This window comes from Amycolatopsis sp. NPDC049691, assembly GCF_040675005.1.
In the GTDB taxonomy this organism is placed as follows: domain Bacteria; phylum Actinomycetota; class Actinomycetes; order Mycobacteriales; family Pseudonocardiaceae; genus Amycolatopsis.
The window spans coordinates 55,198-68,060 of record NZ_JBFANX010000006.1; the positions used below are offsets into that span (position 1 = coordinate 55,198).

Here is a 12,863-nt window from a genome sequence, read left to right on the forward strand (position 1 = left end):
CCTCGCGGCCAGCCCCATCAGTGCCGGCCCCCATCGCAGCCGCGGTTCCCCGGCCCAGCATCCCTCACCACGCGAGGACTCAAGCCGCCCGGTCCACCGCCCCGCGGCCAACCCCCAACCGGCGCACGATCCCCTCGTACCCGAGCCCCTCCCACCCGAGCCGGGCCAGTGTCCGCCCCGTCCGCCGGAAGTCCTCCCCGCCGAGCACGGACATGATCGTGATCGCCGCGTCCACCACCGGCGTCGCCACCCCGGCGCACCGCGCGAGCGCCTGCAGCGGCACCAGCGTCGAGCGGATGTCCTCGGTCAGGAACCGGTGGTCGAGGCTGGTCGGCGCGGCGATCGTCCGGTACGGCTCCACCGTCCGCAGCGCGTCCAGCAGCGTCGTCGCCGGGCATCCGTAGTACCGGTCGAGCACCTCGGTCATCGGCATCAGCCGCGCGCCGTAGGCCCGCGCGACCAGCGCGAACTCCGCCTCCGTCCGCTCCAGCAACGCGACCGTCCGGGCGGAAACGCCGTCGACGTAGAAGAGCAGCTCCTCCGCGCGGTCGATGGTGCCGAGGTTGGCGAGCGCGATCGGCACGTGCGCGACCGCGCCGAAGTCGTGCAGGCCGCGTTCGACGGGGTTGCGCGCGACCTCCAGCATCGGGAACCACTCCCGCAGCAGCCCGGCGTGCCGTCCGACCGCGGCCGGCGTGCTGCCCGAGATCAGGTTCCAGCCCTTGGTACCCAGCACCGTCACGCCGTCGGTGCCGGACGGCCGCGCGGCGAACAGCGCGTCGGTCTCGACGACGTCGACCTCGGGTGCCCCGGCGGCCGCGAGCGCGTGCGCGAATTCGACGCTCCCGCACAGCTTGCCGGAGAAGAGCACCACGACCTGCCCGGCGCCTAGGTGCGGGGCGAGCCGAGCAGCGACCTCCGGGTAGGCGGTGGTCACCGTGGCGACCAGCACCACGGCCCGCCCGGCCAGCGAGGCGGGGTCGCCGGTCACCTCCCGCAGCGGGAACCGCCCTCCGAGCACCCCGCTCGCGACGATCTCCCGCCGGCGCGCGATCTCCCGCACCTCCTCGAGGTTCCGCGTGCAGAGGTGCACCGCCAGTCCCCGCGAGGCGAGGTACGCCGCGACGGCCCGTCCCTCGCCACCGGCCCCGACGACCCCGATCCCGTCCAGCCCGCCCATTCCGCCCACTCCCGTCACTCGGGTACGCAGTGGACAGGTCGGGGCCCCGCCCGGGAAAGTTCCCGGAAACCCTCAGCCCTGGGCGAGGGCGAGCGGAACCAGTTGTTCGGCGGTGGTGAGCGACCCGTGCTGCCCGATCAGCGACGTCTCGACGGCCTCGGCGAGCCCCCGCACCATGCCGAACCGGTCCCGGGCCGCCGCGACGACGTCGCCGATGCGCGGCAGCACCCGGTCGCTGACCGTGTGGCCGAACCACCCTTCGGCGACGGCCTCCTCCCGCGAGCGCACCCACGCCCGCTCGCCCAGCACCTCGCGCCAGGCCGCGAGGACGTCCGCGGCCGCGCCCGGTTCGGTGTAGACGTGCCGGGCGCGCACCTCGCCCCCGAACGTCCGGACACCTTCCAGGAGCTCGGGTACGTCCTCGAGGTCGAGCTTGTCGTCGACGGTCACCATCCCGTGGTCGGCCACCACGGCGAGCAGGGCGCCGGCCGGCAGACCGTCCACAAGGGACTCGACGAGCCGGTCGATCTGCCGCAGCTGCATCCGCCACGCGGCCGAGCCGGGGCCGTACACGTGCCCGAGCAGGTCCAGCTCGCTGTGGTAGGCGTAGCAGAACGCGCGCCCGTCGAGCATGGACAACGTCCGCGCGGCGAGGTCGCCCAGCGCGTGCACCCCGGCGTACTGCGCACCGCCCTGGGTGGCCAGGGTCAACGCCGTGTCGCGGAACTTGGCGGACGACACCACGGCCGCGTCGATGCCCGCCGAAGCGGCCCGCTCGAACGTCGTCTGCAGTGGCTGCACTTCGCGGGGCGGAAGGGCGCCGCGGAGGTCGCTGCCGTCTTCGTGGCTGCACCAGCGCAACGCGTTCAGCACGCCCGTGCCGGGCATCTCGAACGTGTAGCCGACCATGCCGTGCTCACCGGACGCGAGCCCGGTACCGATCGCGGCCACGCCCGCCGCGGTCGTGGACGGGAACCCGACGCGCAACGACTCCCGCGCCAGCTCGGTCAGCACCGGAGCGTCGGCGGCGTGCTCGGCGAGCAGCTCCCGGCCGAGCCCGTCGACGAGCAGCACGCCGGCGCTGCGCGCCTCCGGCAGGGCGAGGGTGTTCCCGCAGCCCGGCACCCCGAGCGCGGCGAGCAGGGACGGGACGACCTGGCCGAGGTGGGGAACATCGGCGAGCGAAGGCGGCTGCACGCGCCCAGCTTCCCACCGCAAGGCCCCGACGGCCGAGCGGCGCCGCCGGGTCACCGCCGAGCGGTCCTGGAAGCCCTCCCAGCGGCTGATGTGCTTCCGCCGCCTCGCGCGGAGGAAGCCACAACTCGGCGTCCGGCACGGAGGCCGCACCCCGGCTCTCGGCGGCGTGCAAGACCGCGAGCACGGCACTCCGGCGATTCCGCGGCCCGGCTCACTCCCGCGCCTCGGCCGACAACGCAACCCGAAGACCCGGGTCTGTCGCACCAAGGTCTTCCCGGCGATAATCGCGGTATGCCGACCTACGCCTACCGCTGCCGTGAGTGCACCGAGACCTTCGAGCTCCTGCGCCCGATGAGCGAATCCGGCGCGCCGGCGGCCTGCCCGGAGGGCCACACCGACACCGTCAAGCTGCTCACCACCGTCGCCCTCACCGGGGCCGCGAGCGGACCCGCGGTCCCGGCCGGTGGCGGCGGTGGCTGCTGTGGCGGCGGCTGCTGCGGCTAGACCGCCTTCAGCGCCTGCTCCAGATCGGCCCACAGATCCTCGACGTCCTCCAGCCCGGCGGAAAGCCGGATCAGCTGGTCGGAGACGCCGGCGTCGTGCCGGTCGCCCTCGTCGACGATCCGGTGGCTGATCGACCCCGGGTGCTGGATCAGCGTGTCGACGCTGCCGAGGCTCACGGCCGGCGTGATCAGCCGGACGGCGCCGATCAGGGCGTGCGGGTCGCCGTCGACCTCGAACGCCACCAGCGGGCCGCCGATCCGCGGGTAGTGGACCGAGGTCACGGCCGGGTGGCCGCCGAGCCGCTCGGCCAGCGTCGCCGCGGTGGCCGACGCCGCGTTCACGCGCAGCGGCAGCGTGGAAAGCCCGCGCAGCAACAGGTATCCGGCGAGCGGGTGCAGCACGCCGCCGGTGGCGAAGCGGATCTGGCGCAGCCGCGCGGCTTCCGCGGCACCACACGCGACGATCCCGCCCATCACGTCGCCGTGGCCGCCGAGGAACTTCGTCGCACTGTGCAGCACGATCCGCGCCCCGTGGCGGCCCGGGCGCTGGAGCACCGGGGTCGCGAACGTGTTGTCCACCAGCAAGGGCACGTCTCCGCAGGCGGCGGCCAGCGCGGCGATGTCGGCCTCGGCGAGGGTCGGGTTCGCCGGCGTCTCGACGAACACCAGCCCGGTGTCCGGCCGCAGCGCGGCGGCGACCCCGCCGGGCGCGGTCCAGGTGACCTCGGTGCCGAGCAGCCCGGACTCGAGCAGGTGGTCGCTGCAGCCGTACAGCGGGCGCACGGCGACGACGTGCCGTTTTCCCTGCGCCACCGCGGAAAGCAGGCAGGCCGAGACGGCGGCCATGCCGCTGGCGAACGCCACGCCGTGTTCGAAGCCCTCCAGCTCCGCCAGGGCTCGCTCGAACCGCTCGACGGTCGGGTTGCCCACCCGGCCGTAGATCGGCGGTCCGTCGAGCTCGCCGCCGGCGGCGAAGGCGTCGATCCGGGCGGCTTCGGCGGCACTGTCCCGGGACGGGTACGTCGTCGACAGGTCCAGCGGAGCGGCGTGCACGCCGAGGTCCGTGAGGTCGTCACGGCCGGCGTGGACGGCGCGGGTGCGCAGCGAGGAAGTCATGCCAGCATGGTCGAGCTTTCACCGGATCCCAGGCAACAGTCTCGGATATCATTCGGCGATGCCCGATTCCGTCGAACTGAGCCCGGTCGATCTCGAGATTCTGCGCCTGCTCCAGAACGATGCCCGGATCACCAACAAGGACCTGGCGGCCGCGGTCGGCATCGCGCCGTCGACGTGCCTGGACCGCGTGGCCCGGCTGCGGGACACCGGCGTGATCACCGGGCAGCACGCGTCGGTCGACGCGGCGAAGCTGGGGCGTCCGCTGGAGGCGTTCCTGTTCGTCCAGGTCCGGCCGCACCGGCGGCCGCTGGTCGACCCGTTCGTCGAGCACCTGCTGTCGCTGCCCGAGGTGCGCGCGGTCTACCACCTGACCGGGCCGGACGACTTCCTCGCGCACGTCGCGACCAGCTCCGCCGGCGAGCTGCAGCGCCTGGTCCTCGACGAGCTGACCGCGCGGGACGAGGTCGCTCGCGTGCACACGAACCTCGTCTTCCAGCACTGGAGCGGCGGCCCGCTGCTGCCGCCGGGCGCCTGACCTCAGAGCGTCGCGAGCCAGCGGCGGGTCTCGCGCGGCGACGTCAGCCGGACGACCTCCGGACCCGGTGACGCGGCGGCCCAGGCCCGGATGGTCGCCCGCTTCCGCGCGAACGACACGAAGTGCCAGCGGATGATCGAGTCCGCGGAGAACATCTGCCGGAACGACTCGACGTTGCCGTTGCAGATCCGCTCCCGGGTCACCGAGCGCACGACGGTCCGGCGCACCAGGCGGCCCAGCGAAAGCCAGCGGGGGTAGTCGAGTCCCACGATCAGCTGGGTGCGGGGCAGGACGATGTCCCGCCACTTGCCGTAGACGGCGTCGAGGACCCAGCGCTCCCCCGCGCACACCTCGGCGATCCGGCGGCGCTGCTCGTCGTCGGGCGTCGGGACCCAGCCGGGCTGCCAGCCGACGTCGTCGGCCGAGACGTACGGCAGGCCGGCGCGCTCGGCGATCCGGGCCGCGAGCGTCGACTTGCCCGAGCCGGTCACGCCGTAGACGACGATGCGCTCAGGCGTCGAGGTCACGGGTGGGCTCCCGCGGTCCGCGGTAGGGCAGGGTCTGGCTGTAGACGACGTTCGTGGTCGTGCTGCCGAACTGGGCCAGCTCGTCCATCGTGTGCTCGAGGTGGGCCATCGAGGCCGCGGCGACCTTGAGCGTGTAGCAGTCGTCGCCGGTGGTGCGCAGGCATTCGAGGATCTCGAAGCGCTCGCCGAGCAGCTTGTGCAGTGCCTCGTGCCGGCTGCCGGGGTACTTGAGCCGGACGACGGCCAGCACCGGGTAGCCGACCTTGCCGAGGTCGACCTCGGCGCGGTAGCCGGTGATCACGCCCGTCGCCTCGAGCCGCCGCAGCCGTTCGGTGGTGGCCGACGCGCTGAGGTTCACCCGGCGGCCGAGCTCGGTGAGCGGCAGCCGGGCGTCCTGCTGGAGCTCGACCAGGATGGCCCAGTCCGTCGGATCGAGACTCTCGGTCATCCGGCGAATGTACCGCGAGATCCACGGCCGAAGCCGCCGAACGCCGTGATCCTTCCCTTCCGATCACGGCTTCCCCCTCGATAGCTTTTCCGGGTGAAGATCGGCGTGAACGTCCCCAACTTCGGGCCCGGCACGGATCCCGGCGTGCTGCGCGCGTGGGCGCGGACGGTGGAAGGCCTCGGCTTCGACCTGCTGATGGTGTCCGACCACGTCGCGATCACGCCCGACGTCGCCGGCCAGTACCCGGCGCCGTTCTACGAGCCGTTCACGACGCTGTCGTGGCTCGCGGGCGTCACCGACCGGGTGCGGCTCGGCACCACCGTGCTGGTCGTGCCGTACCGGCATCCCCTGCTGGTGGCCCGGATGGCGGCGAACCTCGACGCGCTCAGCGGCGGCCGGCTGGTGCTCGGCGCCGGCATCGGCTGGGCGAAGCAGGAGTTCGCCGCGCTGGGCGTGCCGTTCGAGCAGCGCGGGAAGCTCACGAGCGAGTACCTGCGGGCGATCCGCGCGGCGTGGGCCGACCACGACGACTACCGCGCCGGCCCGATCCCGTTGTGGCTCGGCGGGCACAGCGACGCCGGGCTGCGCCGCGCGGTCGAACTCGGCGACGCGTGGCACCCGCTGCGGATGACGCTGTCCGGGTTCCGGGATGGCTTGGCGCGCTTGAAAACCCTGGCCGGCGACCGGCCGGTGCCGGCGTTCGCGCCGCGGATCCTGTTGCGGGTGACCGGAACGCCGGTGACCGGGCCGGAGCGGCGCGCCGGGGAAGGAACGCTCGAGCAGATCCTCGACGACCTGGCGCAGCTGCGGGCGCTGGGCGCGGACACCGTCGTGCTCGACCCGTTCGATGCGGACCCCGCCGAGACCCTCCACCCGGAGGTCGCTTGGCGGGACCTCGCGGCGATCGCCGCGTCCTGGAAGGAGAACCGGTGAAGGACACCGAAGAAGCCCTGCTGCGCCGCGCGATCGAGCTCGCCCGCGAGGCGCGCGAGGAACACGGCAACCCGCCGTTCGGCTCGCTGCTGGCCGACGCCGAGGGCAACGTCCTCGCCGAGGACCGCAACACGTCGTTGACCGACAACGACATCACGGCCCACCCGGAGCTGAAGCTCGCCCGCTGGGCGGCGCGGAACCTGGACCCGGAAACCGCGGCGGCGACCACGATGTTCACGAGCACGCAGCCGTGCGGGATGTGCACCGGCGCGATCGAGCGGTCCGGGCTCGGCCGCGTCGTCTACGCGCTGTCGACCGAGCAGTTCCTCACGCTGCGCCCGCCGGTGACGTGGGGCTACCGGACGGAAGGCCCGGCGTTGTTCGAGGAGGCCCGCGTGCCGGTCGAGGGCTACTACAGGTGACGAGCTACGAGGTGCACCCGGTGGCGCGCATCGAGTCGTCGTTGAGGGACCGCGCGACGGCCCCGAGGCAGGCCGACGAGGGCGCCCCACCGGCCCGGGTGGTGTTCGCCGAGAAGTACCACCCGGCGGCGGCCGACCTCCGCCCCGGCGACCGCCTGGTCCTGCTGACGTGGCTGCACGAAGCCGACCGGGAGGCCCTGGCGGTCCACCCGCGCAGCGACCCGGGCCGCCCGCGGGAAGGGGTGTTCTCGACGCGCTCCCCGGACCGCCCGAACCCGATCGGCCTCCACACGGTGACGGTGGCGGCGGTGGAGACCGGCGTGCTGACGGTGACCGGCCTGGAAGCGATCGACGGCACGCCGGTCCTGGACGTGAAACCGGTCCTCGGCGAGGTCGCCGAGCGCTGATCAGTAGTCCTTGAAGCCCTTCCCGGTCTTCCGGCCCAGCCGCCCGGCCGTCACGAGGTGCTCCAGCAGTGGCGCCGGCGCGAAGCCCTCCTCGCGGAACTCGTTGTACAGCGTGCGCTGGATGGCCAGCGACACGTCCAGCCCGACGACGTCCAGCAGTTCGAACGGGCCCATCGGCAGGCCGCAGCCCACCTTCATGGCCGTGTCGATGTCGTCCGCGCCCGCGTAGTGGGCCTCCAGCATCTTCACCGCGTCGTTCAGGTACGGGAACAGCAGCGCGTTGACGATGAAGCCCGCGCGGTCTCCACAGTGGACCGCGTGCTTGCCCACCGCCTTGCACACCGCGCTCGCCGTCGCGACGACGTCCGGGGCCGTCGCGATCGTCGAGACCACCTCCACCAGCTTCATCACCGGGGCCGGGTTGAAGAAGTGGAGGCCGATCACGTCGGCGGGCCGGGACGTCGCCGCCGCGCACTCGATCACCGGCAGCGAAGACGTCGTCGTCGCCAGGACCGCACCCGGGCGGACGACCTCGTCGAGCGCCGCGAACACCGCCTGCTTCACCGGAAGCTCCTCGGCCACCGCCTCGACGACCAGGTCGACGTCGGCCAGCGCCTCGAAGTCGGTGACCGGGGTGATCCGCGCCAAGGCCGCAGCGGCGTCCTCTTCGGACAGTTTTCCCTTGACCACAGCCTTGTCGAGCGACTTCTTGACGCGGGCCACCGACGCCTGCGCCTTCTCCAGGCTCCGGGCGCGCAGCACGACGTCGAGGCCGCGCTTGGCGAACACCTCGGCGATGCCGGTCGCCATCGTGCCGGTGCCGACCACCCCGACCCGGGCCACCGGGCGCGCCGCCGAGACGTCCACAGTGGACGCGACGTCGGCGGCGACGACGTTGGGCGAATCCGGTGCGTCGTAGGTGTAGAAGCCGCGGCCGGTCTTGCGGCCGAGCAGGTTCGCCGTGATCATCTGCTTGAGCAGCGGCGCCGGCGCGTGCAGCCGGTTGCGGGACTGGTGGTACATCGTGTCGAGGATTTCGTACGCGGTGTCCAGCCCGATCAGGTCGAGCAGCGCCAGCGGCCCCATCGGGTAGCCGCAGCCGAAGCGCATCGCCGCGTCGAGGTCCTCGCGCGTCGCGTAGCGCTGCTCGTACATCCGCACCGCGTGGTTGAGGTAGCCGAACAGCAGCGCGTTCGCGATGAACCCGGCCCGGTCGCCGATCACCACCGGCACCTTGCCGAGCCGCTCGGCGAACGCCACCACCTCGGTGACCACCTCCGGCTCGGTCACCACCGTCTTGACGATCTCGACGAGCTTCTGCACCGGCGCCGGGTTGAAGAAGTGCATCCCGACGACCTTGCCCGGGCGGGCGGTGTGCACGCCGATCTCGGTGATCGACAGCGACGACGTGTTGGACGCGAAGACCACCTCGGGCCGGGTGATCTTGTCCAGCTCGGCGAAGACGTCGGCCTTCAGCCCCAGGCTTTCCGGGATCGCCTCGACCACCAGGTCCACTTCGGACAGATCCGACAGCGAGGTGCCGTACCGGATCCGGCCCAGCAGCGCCTCCCGGCCGGCGGCGTCCAGCTTGCCGCCGGACAGCGCGCGCTCGGTGGAGTGCTCGATGTGCCCGCGGCCGCGGGCGACGCCGGCCTCGTCGAGCTCGACCGTGACGACGTCGAGCCCGCTGCGCGCGAGCACTTCGGCGATGCCGGCCCCCATCGTGCCCAGGCCGACCACTCCGACCGTCGAGATGTCCCGCGCCATCGAGGCCTCCAGAGATGTTACTCGCTGGTAATTGGCCCCTGACTCTGCCACACGGCACCACCCGAAGCCCAGACGGAATCGAGTCAGAACCGCGGACGTCACCCGGTCGGCGACCCGGGATCACTCGCCGAAATTGGCCTCCACCAGCTCTTTCGCCTTGTCCAGCGCGGCGGCTGCCTGCGGCCCGCGCGCCCGCACGCGGATCCGGTCGCCCTGGCGGGCGCCGAGCGACATCAGCGCCAGCACGCTGTGCCCGTCGGCCTCCTGCTCGCCGAGGGAGACGGTGACCTCGGCGTCGAACGCGCTCAGCGCGCGCACCAGCACCGCGGCCGGGCGCGCGTGCAGCCCGACCTCGTTGTGCAGCACCAGCTCGACCTCGTCGCCGCCACCGGCGGCGGGTTCGGCCGGCGCCAGGTCCTCGGGCAGCCCGGCCGCCGCGGCGGCCTCCGCGACCGCCTTGCGGTCCTTGCCCGACTGCGCCGCGACCGCCGCCGCGATCGCGCCTTCGACCAGCGGGCCGTCCGCGACGACCGCGGTCGAGGGGTCGGCCAGCGATTCGACGGCCAGCTCGGCGGTCATCTGCGCGCTGCCGAGGTCGTAGAGCAGCACGACGCCGTCGCCGGAGTCGGCGCGCTGGGTGGCGGCGACGACCTCGTCGTAGTCCGTGCCGATCGAGCCGTCGGAGAGGCCGCCCGCCGGCCGGATGGTGACGTCCGGCGCCATCTGGGCAGCCAGCTCGGCCAGGCCCTCCGCGAGCTTCGAGCTGTGTGAGACGAGCACGATGCCGACGCTCACCGGGCGGCCTCCGCGAAGGCACGCAGTAGCAGCGCCGACGACCGCGCGCCCGGGTCCAGGTGCCCGACTGCGCGCTCCCCGAGGTAGGACGCGCGGCCCTTGCGCGGTACCAGGTCCACTGTGGACTCCGCGCCGCGGTCGGCCGCGTCGGCCGCCGCCGTCAGCACCGCGGCGATGTCGCCGCCGTCGCCTGCCGCCTTCTCCGCGGCCGACACCGCCGGGATCAGGGCGTCGACCATGGTCGCGTCGCCGCCCACGGCCTTGCCGCGGGCCTGGACGCCTTCGAGCGCGGCGCGCAACGCGTCGAGCAGGCCCGCGACGTCGAGGTCTTCGGCGGTGCCGAGCTTGACCGAGGCACGCAGGAAAGCCGTGCCGTACAACGGACCCGCGGCCCCGCCGACCTTGGAGATCAACGTCGTCGCGACGAGTTTCAGCACCCCGCCGGGCGTGTCCGGAACAGCGGAATCGAGCCCCGCGACGACGGCGGTGAACCCGCGGTTCATGTTCTCGCCGTGGTCGCCGTCGCCGATCGCGCGGTCGAGGTCGATCAGCTCGGCGCGGTGCTCGGCGACCACCGCCGCGGCGGCGCGGACGGCGGCCGCGACCCCGTCGGCCTTGCAGGTCATCAGAGCCCCCACCGCAGCGCCGCGGTGTTGACGGGTGCGTCCCAGAGCTCGGTCAGCTCGTCGTCCAGCTTGAGCAACGTCAGACTCATCCCCTGCATCTCGAGGCTGGTGATGTACGGGCCCACCAGCCGGCGTTCGACCACGATCCCACGCTCGGCCAGCAGCCGCTCGGCGATGCCGTGCGCGAGGTAGAGCTCGACGAGCGGGGTGCCGCCCATCGAGTTGGTGAACAGCAGCACCCGGTCGCCGGACTCGAACGGCAAGTCCGTGACGACCGCCTCGACCAGCCGCGCCACCAGCGCGTCGGCCGGTTCGAGCGGGATCCGCTCGCGGCCGGGCTCGCCGTGGATGCCGATGCCGAACTCGATCTCGCCGTCGCCGAGGTCGAAGCTGGGGGTGCCGGCGTGCGGCACGGTCGGCGCGGTCAGCGCGACGCCGATCGAGCGCACCTGGCCGATCACCTTCTGCGCCAGCGCGGTCACGGCGTCGAGGGAATCGCCGCGCTCGGCGGCCGCGCCGGTGATCTTCTCGAGCAGCACCGTGCCGCCGACCCCGCGGCGGCCCGCGGTGTAGGTCGAGTCCTTGACCGCCACGTCGTCGTCGATCACGACGCTGCGCACCTCGAGGCCCTCGGCGGCGGCCAGCTCGGCGGCCGTCTCGAAGTTCAGCACGTCGCCGGTGTAGTTCTTGACGATGAGCAGGGCGCCCGCGTCGCCGGTGGTCGCGGTGACGGCGGCCTGCACGGCGTCCGGCGTCGGCGAGGTGAACACCGCCCCGGGTACCGCGGCGGCGAGCATGCCCGGGCCGACGAACCCGCCGTGCAGCGGCTCGTGCCCGGACCCGCCGCCGGAGATCACGGCGACCTTGCCCGCGACCGGCGCGTCGGCGCGCACCACGACGTCGGGATCGGACTGGACGCGGAGGATGTCGGCGTGCGCGGCGGCGAGGCCACGCAGCGACTCCGCGACGACGTTCGCCGGATCGTTGATGATCTTCTTCACGGCAGCCTCCGGCGCATCGGCGGGTGGGGTGTCCCCTTCCTACCTCGCCGCGCGGCCGGCCGCCAGATCAGGGTTTGGGCAGTTTCGTGACGACGTTCTTCGCGACGGCGACCGCCTTGCCGCACGGATCGTCGGCGTCCGCTTGGGCGGCGTAGCTGCGGTAGTCCACTTGGGCCAGCTCGACGTCCTCGCCCTGCCACGGCCGGTGCTGCCACTCGACCTCGCACTCCGACGAGCTCGCCGTCCCCTTCTTCTGGAAGCCGGTGACGCCGCCACCGAGGTCCACCTTGGAATAGCCGTCGCCTTCGAGGGGCGGGAGGCCGCGGACGAACTCGACGGTGATGGTCGGGTCGGTGCCGTTGCTCTTCCAGTCGCAGGAGTGCAGGCCGGTCGGCGCGGACTTCGGCGACGGCACGGCGGGGGCCACCGCCGCGGAGTCGACCACCGTGCACGGGTCGGCGGTCACCAGGGTGCCCGACGGCGTCGAGTACTTCTCCGGCCCGTTGTGGATCTTCTGGACCACGGCTTCGAGCACCGTCTGGCCGGGACGGCACGGGTCGCCGGGGTAGGTGACCGACAGCGTCATGGCCAGGTCCGGGTTGAGCGCCGTCATCGCCGCGACCGTGCAGCTGGTCTCGTCGGTCTTGTTCACGCGCAGCGGCAACCCGCCCACCTGACCGGTCGTCTTGTCCGCGTGCGGCAGCAGGGTGTTGCCGATCTCGAAGTCGAGCCGCATCTCCTTGCCGCCGGGGTCCTTCACCTTGCCGGCGCACCGGTCGAAGGCGATCGACGACGGCGACGGGTCCTCCTCGACCGTGCCGAGCCCCAGCGGGGCGAGGGCCTCCTTGGTCAGGAACTGGCACGGCTTGATCGTGCGCAGCACGTCCGCCGCCACGGCGGCGTCGGTGATCGGACCGTCGGAGGTCTGCCCGGTCCCGGCCGCCGCGGGCACCGTCGTCCGCGCGAAGTTGGACTTGCCGAGGTCCTGCCCGCACGCGGTCAGCGGCAGCGCGAGGGCGGTGACCAGCAGGAACAGCTTCGGGAGACGGCGGCGCCGAACGTCAGGGAGCACGCGGTGCACGGTAGCGGGAACCTCGCGCCCGTGTCCGGACAACCCGGCTATTCGGCCTTGGCCGCGGGTGTGTCGTCGCTCTCGGGCGCGGCGGGCACGACCAGCGGCCGGACCTTGGCCCAGATGACGAACAGCGCGGCCACGACCAGCATGCCGATGCCGGCCCAGAGGTTGATGTTGACGCCGGCGGCCTTGGCGATCTCCTCGTCGGAGGTGAAGCCGATGCCCATGATCGTCAGGATGATCCCGTACACGCCGATCAGCAGGGCGATGATCAGCCGGATGTCGAAGGCGCCGGCCTTGTGCGGCCGCGCTCCGGACTCGGTAGCCATTG

At 72.9% G+C, this 12,863-nt stretch carries 16 protein-coding genes; 5 read left to right on the forward strand and 11 right to left on the reverse strand.

All coding sequences use genetic code 11. The features are described from left to right. Positions 1-79: 79 nt before the first annotated feature. Both AB0J40_RS15325 and AB0J40_RS15330 read right to left on the reverse strand, forming a co-directional pair. Entirely contained in the window at positions 80-1,180 is a 1,101-nt protein-coding gene (locus tag AB0J40_RS15325) for an NAD/NADP octopine/nopaline dehydrogenase family protein (RefSeq protein ID WP_364452717.1), read from the reverse strand. Between the two features lie 72 nt (positions 1,181-1,252). Then, positions 1,253-2,377 carry a nucleotide pyrophosphatase/phosphodiesterase family protein gene (locus AB0J40_RS15330; RefSeq protein WP_364452720.1) on the reverse strand — a complete coding sequence of 375 codons (1,125 nt, stop codon included), beginning with the start codon at positions 2,375-2,377 and terminating at the stop codon, positions 1,253-1,255. Between the two features lie 291 nt (positions 2,378-2,668). Here AB0J40_RS15330 and AB0J40_RS15335 point away from each other — a divergent pair, with 291 nt between their 5' ends. Further along, positions 2,669-2,881 (forward strand): zinc ribbon domain-containing protein, encoded by a 213-nt coding sequence (locus AB0J40_RS15335; RefSeq protein ID WP_286002422.1) that lies wholly within the window; start codon positions 2,669-2,671, stop codon positions 2,879-2,881. Here the strand turns inward: AB0J40_RS15335 and AB0J40_RS15340 are convergent. Then, positions 2,878-3,996 carry a PLP-dependent transferase gene (locus AB0J40_RS15340; protein ID WP_364452723.1) on the reverse strand — a complete coding sequence of 373 codons (1,119 nt, stop codon included), beginning with the start codon at positions 3,994-3,996 and terminating at the stop codon, positions 2,878-2,880. The genes AB0J40_RS15335 and AB0J40_RS15340 overlap by 4 nt on opposite strands. A 58-nt stretch (positions 3,997-4,054) precedes the next feature. On the opposite strand from AB0J40_RS15340, the gene AB0J40_RS15345 reads away from it, so the two are divergent. Then, the gene (locus tag AB0J40_RS15345) at positions 4,055-4,531 is read left to right on the forward strand and encodes an Lrp/AsnC family transcriptional regulator (protein ID WP_364452725.1); all 477 of its coding nucleotides are present in this window, start codon (positions 4,055-4,057) and stop codon (positions 4,529-4,531) included. Between the two features lie 2 nt (positions 4,532-4,533). On the opposite strand, the gene AB0J40_RS15350 is transcribed toward AB0J40_RS15345, so the two are convergent. Together AB0J40_RS15350 and AB0J40_RS15355 are read right to left on the reverse strand one after the other, a co-directional pair. Continuing rightward, positions 4,534-5,058: an adenylate kinase gene (locus AB0J40_RS15350; RefSeq protein WP_364452727.1), complete on the reverse strand. Its 525-nt coding sequence runs from the start codon at positions 5,056-5,058 to the stop codon at positions 4,534-4,536. Beyond that, positions 5,042-5,506 carry an Lrp/AsnC family transcriptional regulator gene (locus AB0J40_RS15355; RefSeq protein WP_364452729.1) on the reverse strand — a complete coding sequence of 155 codons (465 nt, stop codon included), beginning with the start codon at positions 5,504-5,506 and terminating at the stop codon, positions 5,042-5,044. Before AB0J40_RS15355 ends, AB0J40_RS15350 begins: the two co-directional genes overlap by 17 nt. A 93-nt stretch (positions 5,507-5,599) precedes the next feature. Here AB0J40_RS15355 and AB0J40_RS15360 point away from each other — a divergent pair, with 93 nt between their 5' ends. Genes AB0J40_RS15360 through tsaA form a run of 3 tightly spaced genes read left to right on the forward strand, consistent with a single transcriptional unit; the run spans position 5,600 to position 7,268 of the window. After that, a complete protein-coding gene (locus tag AB0J40_RS15360) occupies positions 5,600-6,439 on the forward strand; it encodes an LLM class flavin-dependent oxidoreductase (RefSeq protein ID WP_364452731.1) in 840 nt (279 codons plus the stop codon). Next, positions 6,436-6,861, forward strand: a complete 426-nt coding sequence (locus AB0J40_RS15365) for a nucleoside deaminase (RefSeq protein WP_364452733.1) — start codon at positions 6,436-6,438, stop codon at positions 6,859-6,861. Before AB0J40_RS15360 ends, AB0J40_RS15365 begins: the two co-directional genes overlap by 4 nt. Continuing rightward, positions 6,858-7,268 carry a tRNA (N6-threonylcarbamoyladenosine(37)-N6)-methyltransferase TrmO gene (gene tsaA, locus AB0J40_RS15370; RefSeq protein WP_364452736.1) on the forward strand — a complete coding sequence of 137 codons (411 nt, stop codon included), beginning with the start codon at positions 6,858-6,860 and terminating at the stop codon, positions 7,266-7,268. The genes AB0J40_RS15365 and tsaA overlap by 4 nt, the downstream gene beginning before the upstream one ends. Here the strand turns inward: tsaA and AB0J40_RS15375 are convergent, their stop codons facing one another. The 6 genes from AB0J40_RS15375 to AB0J40_RS15400 all read right to left on the reverse strand — a co-directional run bounded on the left by AB0J40_RS15375 (position 7,269) and on the right by AB0J40_RS15400 (position 12,861). Further along, entirely contained in the window at positions 7,269-9,035 is a 1,767-nt protein-coding gene (locus tag AB0J40_RS15375; protein WP_364452737.1) for a 3-hydroxybutyryl-CoA dehydrogenase, read from the reverse strand. A 120-nt stretch (positions 9,036-9,155) separates the two neighbouring features. Further along, positions 9,156-9,830, reverse strand: a complete 675-nt coding sequence (gene dhaM, locus AB0J40_RS15380; RefSeq protein ID WP_364452740.1) for a dihydroxyacetone kinase phosphoryl donor subunit DhaM — start codon at positions 9,828-9,830, stop codon at positions 9,156-9,158. Then, on the reverse strand, positions 9,827-10,456 hold the full coding sequence (dhaL, locus tag AB0J40_RS15385; RefSeq protein ID WP_364452743.1) for a dihydroxyacetone kinase subunit DhaL: 630 nt from the start codon (positions 10,454-10,456) through the stop codon (positions 9,827-9,829). Before dhaL ends, dhaM begins: the two co-directional genes overlap by 4 nt. After that, positions 10,456-11,457, reverse strand: coding sequence for a dihydroxyacetone kinase subunit DhaK (gene dhaK, locus AB0J40_RS15390; RefSeq protein ID WP_364452745.1), 1,002 nt, complete (start codon positions 11,455-11,457; stop codon positions 10,456-10,458). The genes dhaL and dhaK overlap by 1 nt, the downstream gene beginning before the upstream one ends. A gap of 67 nt (positions 11,458-11,524) precedes the next feature. Next, positions 11,525-12,529: a DUF3558 domain-containing protein gene (locus tag AB0J40_RS15395; protein ID WP_364452748.1), complete on the reverse strand. Its 1,005-nt coding sequence runs from the start codon at positions 12,527-12,529 to the stop codon at positions 11,525-11,527. 47 nt (positions 12,530-12,576) lie between these two features. After that, positions 12,577-12,861 carry a hypothetical protein gene (locus tag AB0J40_RS15400; RefSeq protein WP_364452750.1) on the reverse strand — a complete coding sequence of 95 codons (285 nt, stop codon included), beginning with the start codon at positions 12,859-12,861 and terminating at the stop codon, positions 12,577-12,579. Positions 12,862-12,863 lie beyond the last annotated feature (2 nt).